Source organism: Streptomyces sp. G-G2 (genome assembly GCF_030063135.1).
GTDB lineage: Bacteria > Actinomycetota > Actinomycetes > Streptomycetales > Streptomycetaceae > Streptomyces.
The window spans coordinates 1-14,056 of sequence record NZ_JASISO010000034.1 but is presented as its reverse complement, the minus strand read 5'-3'; the positions used below and the strand labels follow the sequence as shown (position 1 = coordinate 14,056).

The window sequence follows — 14,056 nt, the reverse complement described above, 5'->3', positions numbered from 1 at the left end:
GCGGCACACTCTTCATACGTACACACTGCTGAATAAACGAAACAGGTACAGGTCATGGCCGGGAACAGCCAGCGCAGGAACCGCCGCACGTCCAACAAGAAGGGCGCGACGGTCGGCAGCGGTGGCCAGCGGCGCAAGGGCCTGGAAGGCAAGGGCCCGACCCCGCCCGCCGGCGAGCGCAAGGGCCACAAGAAGAACCGCGTCGGCAACGCGATGGCCAAGGCGGCCGCCAAGCGCCGCCCCGCCCCCCGCCGCGGCGGCCCCAAGGGCACCAGCGAGATGGTCGTCGGCCGCAACCCGGTCTTCGAGGCCCTGCGTGACGGCGTACCCGCCACCACCCTCTACGTCCAGCAGTTCATCGACAACGACGAGCGCGTGCGCGAAGCCCTCCAGCTCGCCTCCGAGCGCGGCAACATCAACCTGATGGAAGCCCCGCGCCCCGAGCTGGACCGCATGACCAACGGGCTCAACCACCAGGGCCTGGTCCTCCAGGTCCCGCCGTACGAGTACGCCCAGCCCGACGAGCTGACCGCCGCCGCCTACGACAACGGCGAGGACCCCCTCATCGTCGCCCTCGACGGCGTCACCGACCCCCGCAACCTCGGCGCGATCGTCCGGTCCGTCTCCGCCTTCGGCGGGCACGGCGTGGTCATCCCCGAGCGTCGCGCCGCCAGCATGACCGCGGGCGCCTGGAAGTCCTCCGCCGGCACCGCCGCCCGCACCCCGGTCTCGCGCGTCACCAACCTGACCCGCGCCCTGGAGGCCTACAAGAAGGAAGGCCTCACCGTCGTGGGCCTCTCCGCCGACGGCACCCACACGGTCAACGACCTCGAACACCTCGGCGGCCCGGTCGTCATCGTCATCGGCAGCGAGGGCAAGGGCCTCGGCCGCCTCGTCGGCGAGACCTGCGACTACCTCGTCCGCATCCCGATGCCGGGCGGCGCCGAATCCCTCAACGCGGGTGTCGCGGCCGGTGTGGTTCTTTACGAAGCCGCGCGTCGCCGCGCCTGAGCACTCCCCTTTGGTACCGGGCCGGGTGAACGCTTTCACCCGGCCGGGTCCCGCCCGGGCCCCCGAAAAGGCTGGATCTTGACGGGTCTCGGACACATACCTGCTGTCAAGGCAGTGTCCTAAACACTCATCACTCGGTTAGATGAGTGTGGACACCAGAACGCCAGGGTTCGACGAACAGCCCGCGCTGAGCATGGTCAAGGTGCCGTGCGACCCCGCACAGGTCATCGTCAACCACGCCAGCTTCCGTGTGCGGCTCGCTCCGAGCCCGAGCGCGCGTCCCAAGGCCCCCGCGAACGCCCCCTTCCCGGGACGCGCCCCCGCTCTCGGCGGGGCCCTCGCCGCCGCCGGAGCGACCCGCCGCCGCGCGCCCGTCGTCTGGAGCGGCAAGTCCGCCCCCGGCGACGCCGCGGCCATGGGCGGCCTCCTCCAGGCCGTGCGGGAAGCCGGGCGCGCCCACGACGAGTACGACGGCGGCGACACCCAGGTCATCCCGCGCATCGACCTCGCCCAGGACCTCGCCGACGACACCCTCACCACGCCGACCGTCATCGGTCAGCGCAGCTACGGCGACGCCGACGACACCCGCGCGATGGCGCCCGTACGCGACCTGCCCTACGGGCCCGGCTACGGAGACCCGCACGACGGGTCGGGCGCGGGCACCGACGAGTCCCGGCGCGCCGCCGACGCGCGCGGCCAGGCCTCGTACTACCCGGGCCGCCGGATGAACCTCGGCGTCGTCCTGCTCCCGCTCCGCGTCTTCCTCGGCTTCATCTCCGTGTACGCGGGCATGGGCAAACTGTGCGACCCCGTCTACTTCGACGGCGGCGAACGCGGCTCCATGGTCACCTGGCTGCGCACCCTGCACCCCTGGGCGCTGGCCGAGCCCCTGCGGGACTTCGCCCTCGCCCACCCGGTCGGCGCCGGTCTCAGCGTCGCCTTCCTCCAGGTCGCCGTCGGCGTACTCACCGTCTTCGGCCTGTGGCAGCGCTTCGCCGCCTGCTTCGGAGCGCTCCTGTCCGCGGCCCTGCTCATGACCGTCAGCTGGAAGACCGTCCCCGCCTACGACGCCCCCGACATCATCTACCTCGCCGCCTGGAGCCCCCTGATCATCGCGGGCGCCCCCGTCTACTCCCTCGACGGACGCCTCGCGGGCGAAGCCTGGCGCACCCTCGGCCCCCGCTCCGAAATCTGGCGGCTGCGCCGCCGGGTCCTGCGCCGCGGCGCCGTCATGGCCACCGTCGTCTGCGGACTCACCCTGCTCGTCGGCTCCCTCCTCGGCGGCGCGGTCCGCTCCTCCACCGTCGTCACCGTCCCCGGACCCGGCCAGGCCCCCAGCAACTACCTGCCGGGCACCCCGCTCCCGCACGAGCCCTCGAAGGCCCAGCAGCCCACCGCCAAGCAGCCCACCAAGTCCGCCCAGCCCTCCGCGAAGGCATCGGCGTCCGCGTCCACGCCCGGACGTACGAGCTCCGGCGCACCCTCCAAGTCCACCGCGGGCAGCGGCTCCGGGGCACCCGCCGCGACCCGCCAGCCCCAGCGCGGCAGCTCCCCCCGCCAGAGCCCTCAGCAGAAGCCCTCCTCGTCCTCCACGGGCGCCCGCTCCGGCGCCTCCACCCCGGCGAAGAAGCCCGGCCTGGTCGGCGGACTCCTGGGCGACTGACCGGCCCGGCCGACCCCGGTCGCCTTCCGGCAGCCCACTGGCCGCCCACGGACCCGCTAGAGGGGTCTGTGGGCGGCCAGTTCGCGTGCCGCCTCGGTCAGGTCCTTCGCCGTGTCGATGGCCCGCCAGTACGCCCCTTGGGGCAGCGGGAAGCCCGCCAGCCGGCGCTCGCGGGCCAACCGCGGGAACGTCGTACGCTCGTGATCGCCCACGTCGGGCAGCAGCGCGGCGAATCCGGCCGAGAAGACGTACACCCCGGCGTTGACCAGATAAGGGGACGGCGGGGACTCGATGAAGTCCAGCACCTGACCGAACTCGTTGGTCTCCACCACCCCCCATGGAATCCGCGGCCGCGCGAGCGCCAGCGTCGCCGTCGCCGCCCGCTCCGCGTGGAAGGCCGCCATCTCCCGCAGGGAGAACCGGGTCCAGATGTCCCCGTTGGTCGCGTACCAGGGCCCGTCCGGATCCGGCAACCGCGCCGCCGCGTACTTCAGCCCGCCACCTCGCCCCAGCGGCTCATCCTCCACCACCGTGCGCACGCGCAACGGGAGTTCGGTCCCCGCCAGCCACTCCTGGAGCACCTCCGCGAGGTGCCCGCACGAGATCACGGCATCCGTGACCCCCTCGGCGGCCAGCCACGCGAGCTGGTGCCCGATGATCGGCACTCCCGTCCCCGGGATCTCCACCATCGGCTTCGGCCGGTCGTCCGTATACGGCCGCAGCCGCGAACCCTGGCCGCCCGCCAGGATCACCGCCTGAGTGGGCGGCGCCTGGGAGGACGGAACGGGGTGCGCGGCCGCGAGATGCCGAACAGGGGGAAGGGAACTGGCTTCTGGGACGTCCGTCATGCGGGGCAGCCTAGGGGGAGCCCAGGCCCGCCGGGGTCAGCTGAAGGAGGCGACACCGGCCGCGTACGACGTGTCGCACACGGGGCGGGCGAACGACTGGGCCTTCGTCGGCCCGTACGCGTCCACCGCGGCACGGCCGATCGCCCGGGCGATGCCCACGCAGTGGTCCGCCAGCGAAGGCCGCCGGTCCACCTCCTTCTGGAGGTGCGTGAGGACGACGCCCGGCTCCTCCCCCTGCTGCAACTCGCTCAACAGCTTGTCGCGCAGCACGTCCTGCGCGGACATCGGCTTCGCGGGGGCGTTCACGTTCTCGGCGGAGGCGGTGAGGATCTGGGACGGAGTGCTGTCGGCCCAAGGAACCATCGTGACCGCCAGGGTCCCGGACAGGACCAGGACGACGGGCAGGACCAGGGCGAGGGAACGGCCGATACGGCGGGCAGAGTGGGTCACGAAGGCGAGAGTAGCGCTCGGTGAAGGTTTGGCGACATTTAGTCACCCGGTCGGGGGATGGTTCGACGTGGCTTTTCGAATGGGGCGTTGACGCACACGGATCGAAAAGCACCGCTCTGCCGGGGAAAATGGGTGTTGGGCGCGACCACCGCGCCCAACACCCGACCCGAGCCGATCAGTTGGCGAGACGCTCGCCCGACGAGGTCGAGAACACGTGCGCCTCACCGGTACGCGGCACCACGTGGAGGGTCGAGCCCTTCTCCGGCACCTGGCGGCCGTTGACCCGGACCACGATGTCCTGCGGCTTGTCGTCGATCGTGGCCGTGCCGTAGACGTACCCGTCCGCGCCCAGTTCCTCGACGACGTTGACCGTGACGGCCAGACCGCCCTCGGCGGCGATGTCGAAGTGCTCGGGACGCACGCCGACCGTCACCGTACGGTCACCCGCGTCCGCGGCGGCGGAGAGCGCCTCGCGGGCGATCGGGACCACGCTGTCGCCGAAGGTCACGCCACCGTCGGTGATCGGCACCTCGACCAGGTTCATCGCGGGCGAGCCGATGAAGCCCGCGACGAAGAGGTTCGCCGGGCGGTCGTACATGTTGCGCGGGGTGTCCACCTGCTGGAGCAGCCCGTCCTTGAGCACGGCGACCCGGTCGCCCATGGTCATGGCCTCGACCTGGTCGTGGGTGACGTAGACGGTGGTGATGCCCAGGCGGCGCTGGAGGCTGGCGATCTGCGTGCGGGTGCTGACGCGGAGCTTGGCGTCCAGGTTCGACAGCGGCTCGTCCATGAGGAACACCTGCGGCTGGCGGACGATGGCCCGGCCCATGGCGACGCGCTGGCGCTGGCCGCCGGAGAGCGCCTTCGGCTTGCGGTCGAGGTACGCGCGCAGGTCCAGGATGTCCGCGGCCTCTTCGACCTTCTTGCGGATGCTGGCCTTGTCCACACCGGCGATCTTGAGCGCGAAGCCCATGTTGTCGGCGACGGACATGTGCGGGTACAGCGCGTAGTTCTGGAACACCATCGCGATGTCCCGGTCCTTGGGCGGCAGGTGAGTGACGTCGCGGTCACCGATGCGGATCGCACCGCCGTTGACGTCCTCCAGCCCGGCGAGCATGCGCAGCGAGGTGGACTTGCCGCAGCCGGAGGGGCCGACGAGGACGAGGAACTCGCCGTCCTCGACGTGCAGCTCGAGCTGGTCGACGGCGGGCTTGTCGCCCGAGGTGTAGATGCGGGTCGCCTTGTCGAACGTGACAGAAGCCATGGTGATGAATCCCTTCTACCGGCAGGAACGTGCCGGACGATCCGAGTAGGAAGGTCTAGTCCACTTACGGGACTCCGCCCGACGCTACCGGGCGGACCCGGGTTCTGTCAGCCCTTGGCGGGTCACGGACCGGCGGATATTCCCGACAGACTCCGGGTCCGGCCCTGGGTACACTGCACAGGCGCCTCCTTAGCTCAGTCCGGCCAGAGCAACGCACTTGTAATGCGTAGGTCGTCGGTTCGAATCCGACAGGAGGCTCCGCCCCAGGTCAGGACGTTGCTGGCCGAGGGAATGCGTACGAAGGCGAGGGCTCCGGGTGATCACCCGGAGCCCTCGCCTTCGTATGTCGCGGGGTGGTCAGTGGCGGCCCGAGATGCGGTCGGCCAGGCGGGCCAGGGGGGTGGTCGTCGCCGCGTGGGTGGACGTCTCGTGGCGGTCGGCCTCGCGGTAGGCGGCGTAGAGGGCCTGGACGCCGAGCCAGCGGAAGGGCTCCGGCTCCCAGCGGCGGACGCGGTGGTTGACCCAGGGGAGGGCGGTCAGGGCGGTGGGCCCGGACTGGCCGGAGTCCTGCTGGACCAGGTCGCACAGGGTGCGGGCGGCGAGGTTGGCGGTGGCGACGCCCGAGCCGACATAGCCGCCGGCCCAGCCCAGACCCGTACTGCGGTCCAGGGTGACCGAGGCGCACCAGTCGCGGGGGACGCCGAGGACGCCGGACCAGGCGTGGGTGATGGGGGTGCCGGTGAGCTGGGGGAAGAAGGACGTGAGGAGGGTGGTGAGGGCCTCGATGGTGGCGGGCTGGGTGCGGCCGTCGTTGTCGGTGCGCGAGCCGTAGCGGTAGGGGACGCCCCGGCCGCCGATGGCGATGCGGTCGTCGGCGGTGCGCTGGGCGTACATGTAGGCGTGGGCCATGTCGCCGAGGGTGGCGCGGTCGGCCCAGCCGAGGGAGTCCCAGGTGGCTGCGGGGAGCGGGGCCGTGACGATCATCGAGGAGTTCATCGGGAGCCAGGAGCGCTTCTGGCCCTTGAGGGAGGCGGTGAAGCCCTCGGTGCAGCGCAGGACGTAGGGGGCGCGGACGGTGCCGTAGGGGGTGACGGCCTGCTTGGGCGCGATGGCGGTGACCGGGGTGGATTCGTGGATGGTCACGCCGAGGCGTTCGCAGGCGTCGGCGAGGCCGGTGACGAGTTTGGCGGGGTGGAGGCGGGCGCCGTGGGGGCTCCAGGTGCCGCCGACGGCGTCGGCGACGTCGATGCGGGCGCGGGTGTCGCGGGCGCCGAGCAGGACGCGGTCGGTTTCGCCGAAGGCGGTTTCGGCGGCGTGGAAGGCCTTGAGGCGGCTGAGCTGGGCGGGGGTGCGGGCGACTTCGAGGACGCCGCCGTGGTGGATGTCGGCGTCGATGCCTTCTTTGGCGGCGGTGTCGATGACCTCGGTGACGGTGTCGGTCATGGCTTTCTGGAGGCGTACGGCGGCCTCGTGGCCGTGCAGCTTGGCGTAGCGGTCGCGTCCGGCGATGCCGTTGTAGAGCCAGCCGCCGTTGCGTCCGGAGGCGCCGTAGCCGCAGAACTTCTGTTCCAGGACGGTGATCCGGAGGAAGGGGGCGGCCTGCTTGAGGTAGTAGGCGGTCCAGAGGCCGGTGTAGCCGCCGCCGACGATGACGACGTCGGCCGTGGCGTCGGCGGTGAGTGGTTCGCGCGGTGGTGGGGTGCCGTCCGCGGAGTACCAGAAGGAGATGCCGCCGTTGATCGTCGCGCTGGTCATGGGGGAGTGGTACACCGCGTTCCGCATGTGTGTCCAGGGTTCGGCCCGGGGTTCGACGGCCGACGGGCCCTAGGCTGCGGGCATGATGCGTACCGCTACCGCTGCAGATGTGCCCGTCCTTCACGCGATGGTTCGTGAACTGGCCGACTACGAGAAGGCCTTGCACGAGGCGCGGGCCACCGAGGAGCAGTTGCGGGAGGCCCTGTTCGGTGAGCGTCCGGCGGTGTTCGCGCACATCGCGGAGACGGAGTCGGGCGAGGTGGCGGGGTTCGCCCTGTGGTTCCTCAACTTCTCGACGTGGCGCGGGGTGCACGGCATCTACCTGGAGGACTTGTACGTCCGTCCGCAGCACCGTGGCGGCGGGTACGGGAAGGCGTTGCTGCGGGAGCTGGCGGGGTTGTGCGTGGAGCGCGGGTACGAGCGGCTGGAGTGGTCGGTGCTGGACTGGAATTCGTCTGCCGTCGATTTCTATCGATCGGTCGGAGCGGTGTCATTGGACGAGTGGACCGTGAACCGTCTGACGGGCGATGCCCTGCGCGAGCTGGGCGGGGCCCAGTAGCCGCCGGGCCCCGGCCGGTGCCGCGGGAATCGCGGTACCGGCCGGGTGGCGTCCGCGCCTATCCGACGCCGGGGACCGGGTGCTCCGGGGAGTCGAGCCAGGCCCAGGGAGTGCCGTCGGGGTTCACGGCGAGGCCGAACCGCTCGAATTCCGGACGGCCCTGGCTGTCCCACCAGACGTAGGCGGCCGTGACTTCGCCCCAGAGGTCCCGGGGCCCGGACTGGTAGACCTCGAACTCCCGCGCGTCGGGAACGAAGTCGATCGATGCCCAGGCGGTCACCCTCCCTGGTCGCACGTGGAGCCATTGCCGTTTCAGCCCTTACGGCTTGGTGGACCGCCCGCTGACATCAAACCCGCCCTGGGCGCGGCTCCGGGCGGGTACCTGTGGTGGGGGTCGATCGAACCCACGCCACCGGCGTTCTGTAAGGCCACCGCCGGGCCGGTGACCACCCGGGGCGAAGCGGACACCGCGCCGTACGCGGAAGTTGGACAAGGACACAAGCATTCCGCGCAGCACAGGGAGAAAGGTGAACTCCGCACGATGAGGAAACCGGCCCGCACGGAGTGGTGGGAGCGACTGCCGTCGGGGATTCAGGGCGAGATCGACGGGCGCGTGCTTCAGGACGCCATGCCCGGGGCGATCCGCCGTGTTGTCGACGTCGGCCTTGCCCGCGACGCGTATTGGCGATCGAGGCGGTCTGGGACGGCGACACTGTTCACAACTGGTTCGTAAGGCTGGTGGCCATCACGGCTGACCCCGCTGAGGAGCATGCGCTGGCCACCATCTACACCAGCACGGCCAAGAGGCATCTTGGGGAAGGTGCGGATTTCGACCAGGGTCATCCAGCGGCGCTGGCTGCTGAAAAGGTCCGCGGTGCCCTGGCCGCCCACCTATCGGTTCCGTTCCATTGTGCGAGTCCGGACACTCCGGGCGACGAAGCTCCGCGCTGGCAACCCCCGACGCCAGGCGGGAAGACCGAGGAAACCCGATCCATCACCCGAATTCGTGCTTGTCACGTTCGGGATGGTTCTTGACGGAACCTTGGCGTCGTGCGCTCTACCGGGCGTTCGGGGGAGCCGCCCTTGCCGGTCCGCTCGCCCGGCTTCTTCACCGAATGCCCTTGCGAGAGCTGAGCCGGGCCAGGATGCGGCGGTGCTCCACGTCCGTGACGATCCCCTGGCCCACGCGAATGGGGCTCGCCTCCGGCGTCTTCCGCGATCTTCCGGTCGTGCGCGGGGGGTTGTCGCCGCCGGCGCGGGGGGCGTTGTCAGTGGGGTGGGTCAGGATGGGGGGATGGCGCGAAAAGTGAAGGCTGTGCGGCGGGCGGAGGTGCGGTTGCCCGAGTTGGCGCCGTTCGTGGAAGGGGTGCTGGAGCCGGACGGGGATTACGACGGGCTGGAGTTCGCGGACCTGGACCTGGGCGGGCAGGAGGGGACCGGGGCCCGGTTCATGGACTGTGCGCTGCGTCGCTGTGCGCTGGACGAGACCGATCTGGCGCGGGCGCGGTTCATGGACGCCGTACTGGAGGGGGTGCGGGGGGTCGGCACCGATCTGGCGGGGGCTTCCCTGCGGGACGTGGAGCTGCGGGACGCCCGGCTGGGCGGGGTGCAGCTGCACGGGGCGGTGCTGGAGCGGGTCCTGGTGCGCGGCGGGAAGATCGATTACCTGAACCTGCGCGAGGCGCGGTTGAAGGACGTGGTCTTCGAGGGCTGCGTGCTGGTGGAGCCGGATTTCGCGGGGGCGGTGCTGGAGCGGGTGGAGTTCCGGGACTGTGCGCTGCGCGGGGTCGATTTCAGCGGGGTCCGGATGACGGACGTGGATCTGCGGGGTGCGGCGGAGCTGGGTATCGCGCGGGGGGTGGAGTCCCTGGGAGGTGCGGTGATCAGCCCGCCGCAGTTGCTGGACCTCGCTCCGGCGCTGGCCGCGCAGGTGGGGCTGCGGGTGGAGGTCTGAGGGGCGCCCTGCCTGCCGCTGCCCGGCTTATGCGGGGACGCGGGGGAAGCGGGTCTGGAGGGTCCAGATGGTGGGGTTGTCGCCCAGCCCGTCGTGCATGTCGGTGAGGTCCGCGATCACGTCGTGCAGGAAGTCACGGGCTTCGCGGCGCAGCAGGCGGTGGGTGAAGGTGAGGGGGGCTTCCTCGGGGTCCATCCAGTCGGCTTCGACGTCGACCCAGCCGAAGCGGCGCTCGAAGAGCATGCGGTCGGAGGATTCGGTGAAGTCGAGTTCGGCGTACTGGCGGTGGGCCGATCGGCTGCCGCGGGGGTCCTGGTCGAGCTGCTCGACGATGTCGCACAGGGCCCAGGCGAAGTCGAGGACGGGCACCCATCCCCAGGCTGTGGATACTTCCCGGTCCGCGTTGGTGTCGGCGAGGTAGACGTCCCCGCAGAACAGGTCGTGGCGCAGGGAGTGGACGTCCGCGGAGCGGTAGTCGGTCTGCGGGGGGTCCGGGAAGCGCCGGGAGAGGGAGTAGCCGATGTCGAGCACGTAGCCGATGGTGTCACGGGTGGGGGGCGTGCGCGGCCGGAGGGGGGCGTGCTCGGGTGCCGCTCCGGCCGCGCGGTGGGGGTCAGCGGACGTTGACGGCGTTCCAGGTGGCGGCGACGGCCGCGCGTTCGGCGCTGGCGACGCCGTAGAGGTCGGTGGCGGCCTGGAGGGTGGCGGCGCGGGCGCGGGAGTAGTTCGCGGTGGAGGTCATGTACACGGTCAGGGCCCGGTACCAGATGCGGACGGCCTTGTCCTGGGTGATGCCGAGGAGCTTCGAGCCGTCGTAGGTGGGGGAGTCGTAGGTGATTCCGTTGACGACCTTGCGGCCGCTGCCTTCGGAGAGGAGGTAGAAGAAGTGCCGGGCGGGGCCGGAGGCGGCGTCGGCGGGGAGGCTGCCGACGTCGCGGGACCAGTAGTCGCGCGAGGTGCCGTCGCTGCTGGGGCGGTCCATCGTGCGCAGCGGGGTCTTGGTGACGCGTTCGCCGATGTAGTAGTCGGGAGTGTCGGTGGCGTTGTCCGCGAAGAACTCTCCGGCGGTGCCGAGGATGTCGGAGGTGCCTTCGTTGAGTGCGCCGGGTTCGCCGGTGGACAGCAGTCCGGCGGTGGTGGCGGTGAGGCCGTGGGCGAGTTCGTGGCCGACGATGTCGAGCGAGGTGAACGGGGCGCCGGTGCCGGGTGCGCCGTCGCCGTAGCTCACACAGCCGCAGGAGTCGTCCCAGAAGGCGTTGGCGTAGTTGGTTCCGTAGTGGACGCGGGAGACGACGCCGCGGCCGTCGCCGCGGATGCCGTTGCGGTTGAAGACGGCGCGGTAGAAGTCCCAGGTGACGGCGGTGCCGTAGTGGGCGTCGACGGCGGCGGTCTGGCGGCTGGTGGGGCCGCCGTTGCCCCAGACGTCGTCGGCGTCGGTGAAGAGGACTCCGCCGGTGGTCTGGTTCAGGGCGTCGAGGGTGCGCTGGTCGCCGCGGCCGGTGTCGCGGAGCTGGTGGAGGGAGCCGCTGAGGGTGGTGCCGAGGGGGACGCTTCCGGCGTACTGGCTGTTGCCGACGCCCGCGTGGACGGTGTCGTACGTGCCGAGGACGGCGCCGGTACGGGCGTCGGTGACGGTGTGCAGTTCGCTGGGGGTGCCGTCGGGGCGCGGAGTACGGGTGACGGTGTCCCAGGCGAGTGCGGGGGTGGCGGTGGCGGCCCAGAGGATCTGGCGGGCGCCGGGTCTGAGGGCGGCGGGGGTGTTCGTGAGGGCGCTGCTCGCGGTGGGGGAGGCCGCGGCGTTCGCGAGGGCGGCCGCGGTGGTGGTGTCGGTGGTGGTGCGGGTGCCGTCGGGGCGCTGGTGGACGATCAGGTCGCCGCCCAGTACGGGGATCCCGGCGAAGGCGCGGTCGTAGTGCGTGTGGGTGGTGCCGTCGGGGTCGGTGACGCTGGAGCGGACGGTGAGCCGCTCGCCCGCCGCGGTGGACAGCGGGGCCGGGGTGGCGCTCGCGGGTGCGGTGAGGGTCGCGAGGGTGGCGGCGAGCACCGCGGTGGTGGCGGTGGCGAGGCGTACGAGGGTGCGGGGGGAGGACACGGGATGGGTCACTCGGGCTCCTTCGCTGACGGCGGCGGCCGGGGTGTGGGCCGCGCGTGAGCGGAGCGTGCCAGCGTGGGAGGCGGGTGGGACAGGGCTGTGGCGGGGGTGGCGGTGTGGTTGTCCGAAGAGGGGGTGCCGCTGTCCTGAATCCGGCGGTAGGCGGGCCTCCCCGTCGGGCGCCGGGGGGCTTTCCGCCAGGCGTCGGCGGGCTTTCCCGTCGGGCGTCGGCGGGCCTTCCGTCAGGAGGGGAGGAGGCGTTGTTCCTTGGCCACCGCGACGGCTCCGCTGCGGGTGTCGACGCCGAGTTTGTCGTAGATCCGGCCCAGGTGGGTCTTGACGGTGGCTTCGCTGATGAACAGGGCGCGGGCGATGTCCCGGTTGCCCAGGCCGCGGGCGAGCTGGCCCAGGATGTCGAGTTCGCGGTCGGTCAGGGTGGGTTTCGTACCGCGCATCTGGGCCATGACCCGGCTGGCGACCGGCGGGGAGAGGGTGGTGCGGCCCTGGGCGGCGGAGTGGATGGCCGCGAAGAGTTCCTCGGGACGCTCGGCTTTCAGCAGGTAGCCGGTGGCGCCCGCGCCGATGGCACGGGTGATGTCGGCGTCGGTGTCGTACGTCGTCAGGACCAGGACGTGCGGGGGGCGCGGGAGCGCGGCGATGCGGCGGGTGGCCTCGATGCCGTCGATGCCGTCGCCGAGCTGGAGGTCCATCAGGACGACGTCGGGCCGCAGGGCGGCCGCCAGGGCCACCGCTTCCTCGCCGCTGCCCGCCTCGCCGACGACCTCGATGTCGGGCTCGCTGCCGAGGAGGGCGAGCAGGCCCGCCCGGACGACCAGGTGGTCGTCGCAGAGAAGGATCGTCGTCATCGGGGCGGCTCCGGTGCGGTGGTGGCGGTGGGGGCGAGGGGGAGGGCGGCGGACAGGACCGTGCCTTCGGCCGGGGTGGACTCGACGGTCAGTGTGCCGCCGAGCTGACGCACCCGGGCGCGCATCGCGGGCAGCCCGTGACCCCGGTCGGCCGGATGGTCCTCGGCGGGCGCGCGGTCCGTGGCGAACCCGCGGCCGTCGTCCGCGACGTCCAGCACCACCTGGTCGCCGAGGAAGCTCAGGGTCAGGGCGGCGGTACGGGCGCCGGAGTGCTCGCGGACGTTGGCGAGGGCGCCCTGCGCGATGCGCAGCAGCGCGGACTGGGTGCGGTCCGGGAGCGGGACGGGGGCGCCCTCGAGGTGGAAGCGGACGGTGACCTCCGGGCCGGCGTCCAGGCCGCGGAGCGCCTCGGCGAGGGGGACGCCGTCGGCGAGTTCGACGGGGGCCAGGTCGTGGACCAGGCGGCGGGCCTCGGCGAGACCGCGGGCGGCGATGCCGGTGGCGGTACGGACGTGCGCGCGGGCGGTCCCCGGGTCCGTGTCCCAGGTCCGCTCGGCGGCCTGGAGCAGCATCTGCTGGCTGGAGAGGTTCTGGGCGAGGGTGTCGTGGATCTCCATCGACAGGCGCTGGCGTTCGGCGAGGGTGCCTTCGCGGCGTTCGGTGGCGGCGAGTTCGCGGCGGGTGCGGATGAGGTCGTCGACGAGGGTGCGCTGGGCCTGGGTCTGGCGCTCCATGTGGATGAACACGGCGGTCGCGAGGGCGGCGACGGCGGGCGGGGCCAGGAGCAGGTTCGGGTCGAACTCGGGGCTGAGCTTGAGCTGGGCGGCGACGACGAAGGCGGTGAGGAGGGCGACGAGGAGGACGGCGGCGCGGGGCGGGAGGGTGCGCAGGGCGGTGTAGAAGAGCGGGACGGCGCACCAGGCGAAGCTGGGGGCGAGGACGACGAGGACCACCCAGGTGCCGACGACGAGGGTGAGCCAGGTGAAGTGGCGGGGGGTCCGTGCGGGGGCGGGGGCCGTGGCCGTCGTGGGGCCGAGGACGTAGAGCAGGGCCAGGGTGATGCTCAGGGCGATGATCCACGGGGTGCGGGGTTCGCCGGGGTGGCGCAGCAGGAAGCGGGCCACGGAGGAGCCGAGGAGGAGGAAGAAGGCGGTGTGCATGACGGTGGTGAGGGTGGCGGTGGCGGTGCCGGTGGCGGGGCGCCGGGGTGGGGGCACGGGGGTCTCCTCCTGGGGGTGTCCGCCACCCATCCTGCCTGGGAGGGCGGGGCGATTTCGGTCGGCCCGGCCGATGGCCCCCGGGGCGGGGCGGCCCGCCCCCGGGCCCGGGCGATTCAGCCTGCCCGGCGTTTGAGGGCCTGCCGGAGGCTGCCGGGCTCCGCCCCGGACCCGCGCCTCAAACGCCGGCGGGGCTGGGTGGGGCCCCTGGGTCGGACCGGTGGGGCGGGGCTGATACCGGCCCCCGGGCCGGATCGGTCGGGTGGGGCCGGAGGAGGGCCCGGGGGGACGGAAGAGGGGTTGGGGGATCAGCGTGGCCCCCCCGGGCGGGCTTCGCATCGGCCGATTGGTTGATGGTGGGGGGAGCCGGTGCGGGG

Annotated in this window: 13 protein-coding genes and 1 tRNA gene; 5 read left to right on the top strand and 9 right to left on the bottom strand. The window is 72.1% G+C overall.

Annotated elements, in window-relative coordinates; all coding sequences use genetic code 11:
- Positions 1 to 54: 54 nt before the first annotated feature.
- On the top strand, positions 55 to 1,011 hold the full coding sequence (gene rlmB / locus QMF80_RS25030; RefSeq protein ID WP_283456909.1) for a 23S rRNA (guanosine(2251)-2'-O)-methyltransferase RlmB: 957 nt from the start codon (positions 55 to 57) through the stop codon (positions 1,009 to 1,011).
- A 142-nt stretch (positions 1,012 to 1,153) separates the two neighbouring features.
- Positions 1,154 to 2,674 (top strand): DoxX family protein, encoded by a 1,521-nt coding sequence (locus QMF80_RS25025; RefSeq protein ID WP_283456906.1) that lies wholly within the window; start codon positions 1,154 to 1,156, stop codon positions 2,672 to 2,674.
- A gap of 56 nt (positions 2,675 to 2,730) precedes the next feature.
- Here QMF80_RS25025 and QMF80_RS25020 read toward each other — a convergent pair whose 3' ends face one another.
- From QMF80_RS25020 to QMF80_RS25010, 3 genes are all read right to left on the bottom strand, one after another.
- The gene (locus QMF80_RS25020; protein WP_283456904.1) at positions 2,731 to 3,522 is read right to left on the bottom strand and encodes a nucleotidyltransferase family protein; all 792 of its coding nucleotides are present in this window, start codon (positions 3,520 to 3,522) and stop codon (positions 2,731 to 2,733) included.
- Between the two features lie 36 nt (positions 3,523 to 3,558).
- Positions 3,559 to 3,972, bottom strand: coding sequence for a hypothetical protein (locus tag QMF80_RS25015; RefSeq protein WP_283456902.1), 414 nt, complete (start codon positions 3,970 to 3,972; stop codon positions 3,559 to 3,561).
- A 175-nt stretch (positions 3,973 to 4,147) separates the two neighbouring features.
- Positions 4,148 to 5,236 carry an ABC transporter ATP-binding protein gene (locus QMF80_RS25010; protein ID WP_283456900.1) on the bottom strand — a complete coding sequence of 363 codons (1,089 nt, stop codon included), beginning with the start codon at positions 5,234 to 5,236 and terminating at the stop codon, positions 4,148 to 4,150.
- Positions 5,237 to 5,419: 183 nt separating this feature from the next.
- Between QMF80_RS25010 and QMF80_RS25005 the strand changes: the two genes are divergently transcribed.
- Positions 5,420 to 5,494, top strand: a tRNA-Thr gene (locus QMF80_RS25005).
- A 99-nt stretch (positions 5,495 to 5,593) separates the two neighbouring features.
- Here the strand turns inward: QMF80_RS25005 and QMF80_RS25000 are convergent.
- Positions 5,594 to 6,991, bottom strand: coding sequence for an NAD(P)/FAD-dependent oxidoreductase (locus QMF80_RS25000; RefSeq protein ID WP_283456898.1), 1,398 nt, complete (start codon positions 6,989 to 6,991; stop codon positions 5,594 to 5,596).
- 82 nt (positions 6,992 to 7,073) lie between these two features.
- Between QMF80_RS25000 and QMF80_RS24995 the strand changes: the two genes are divergently transcribed.
- On the top strand, positions 7,074 to 7,550 hold the full coding sequence (locus tag QMF80_RS24995; RefSeq protein ID WP_283456896.1) for a GNAT family N-acetyltransferase: 477 nt from the start codon (positions 7,074 to 7,076) through the stop codon (positions 7,548 to 7,550).
- 58 nt (positions 7,551 to 7,608) lie between these two features.
- Here the strand turns inward: QMF80_RS24995 and QMF80_RS24990 are convergent, their stop codons facing one another.
- Positions 7,609 to 7,830, bottom strand: a complete 222-nt coding sequence (locus tag QMF80_RS24990; RefSeq protein WP_283456894.1) for a hypothetical protein — start codon at positions 7,828 to 7,830, stop codon at positions 7,609 to 7,611.
- A gap of 1,014 nt (positions 7,831 to 8,844) precedes the next feature.
- Between QMF80_RS24990 and QMF80_RS24985 the strand changes: the two genes are divergently transcribed.
- The gene (locus QMF80_RS24985; RefSeq protein WP_283456893.1) at positions 8,845 to 9,504 is read left to right on the top strand and encodes a pentapeptide repeat-containing protein; all 660 of its coding nucleotides are present in this window, start codon (positions 8,845 to 8,847) and stop codon (positions 9,502 to 9,504) included.
- Between the two features lie 27 nt (positions 9,505 to 9,531).
- On the opposite strand, the gene QMF80_RS24980 is transcribed toward QMF80_RS24985, so the two are convergent.
- The 4 genes from QMF80_RS24980 to QMF80_RS24965 form a co-directional block, all read right to left on the bottom strand.
- Positions 9,532 to 10,035: a hypothetical protein gene (locus QMF80_RS24980; protein WP_283456891.1), complete on the bottom strand. Its 504-nt coding sequence runs from the start codon at positions 10,033 to 10,035 to the stop codon at positions 9,532 to 9,534.
- An 82-nt stretch (positions 10,036 to 10,117) separates the two neighbouring features.
- Positions 10,118 to 11,608, bottom strand: coding sequence for a M4 family metallopeptidase (locus QMF80_RS24975; protein ID WP_283456889.1), 1,491 nt, complete (start codon positions 11,606 to 11,608; stop codon positions 10,118 to 10,120).
- Between the two features lie 230 nt (positions 11,609 to 11,838).
- Positions 11,839 to 12,462 carry a response regulator gene (locus QMF80_RS24970; protein ID WP_283456887.1) on the bottom strand — a complete coding sequence of 208 codons (624 nt, stop codon included), beginning with the start codon at positions 12,460 to 12,462 and terminating at the stop codon, positions 11,839 to 11,841.
- Positions 12,459 to 13,622, bottom strand: a complete 1,164-nt coding sequence (locus tag QMF80_RS24965) for a sensor histidine kinase (protein ID WP_283457069.1) — start codon at positions 13,620 to 13,622, stop codon at positions 12,459 to 12,461. The genes QMF80_RS24970 and QMF80_RS24965 overlap by 4 nt, the downstream gene beginning before the upstream one ends.
- Positions 13,623 to 14,056: the final 434 nt, after the last annotated feature.